A 744-nucleotide genomic window follows, 5' to 3' on the forward strand; every position below is an offset into this window, starting at 1 on the left:
AAAAAAACAAATAAAAAAACAAATAAAAAAAACCCCAGTACACACTTTTTTAAATGGTTAGGCTTTGGCGGGCTAACACCATTTAAAAAGTCCAAGAATACAGAGGTTTTTCATATTTATGTGTTACAGTTGATGAATTAACTTATGTCATCTGTTTTTGATGTTATCATACTTCAAAAAAAACGTAAATAGAAAAGTCTCTAATTTCTTGTACCCTTTTGTTGAGAAAACTGGGAAGAATGGAGGCTTTTTATTATGTCTAAAAATTTAAAAGGGCAAAAAATATCTGGAAAACAAGCTTCAAAAGAAGCCTATATACAACTATATGAATTTCTCATGTTTGATGAGAATTACCGCAAACTTTCCCCAAATGCAAAAATCCTATATACATTTTTACGAAACAAAGTTACATATTTTAGATCTATAACAGAAGAAGCGGAAATGACAGGAGAAGGAACTCGCTCTTATCGTGATGATGAAGGATATATTTTTTGTATAGCTGATAATACAGAATTATGCTTTATTCTTAATGTCGCTGAATCTACATTAATTCGTATAAAAAAAGAATTGAGTACAAATGGTTTATTAACAGAAGTAAAAATAAAAGACAAAGCAAATAGAATCTATGTATTAGAACCTACAGTTTTACAGGAGCGCTGGGAGTATATTAATGCAATTAATGAACTCCGTAAAGAAAAGAAAGTTACTAATCAAAAAAAAGCTCAAAAACATCAAGAAAAACAG

1 protein-coding gene is annotated in these 744 nt (G+C 29.2%); it reads left to right on the forward strand.

Annotation, left to right across the window (positions count from 1 at the left end; all coding sequences use genetic code 11):
* Positions 1–255: 255 nt before the first annotated feature.
* On the forward strand, positions 256–744 hold a 489-nt coding region (locus MR107_RS30200; RefSeq protein ID WP_242293165.1), incomplete at its 3' end, for a replication initiator protein A.

Source organism: Bacillus cereus group sp. BfR-BA-01441 (assembly GCF_022663075.1).
Taxonomy (GTDB): Bacteria; Bacillota; Bacilli; order Bacillales; family Bacillaceae_G; genus Bacillus_A; species Bacillus_A cereus.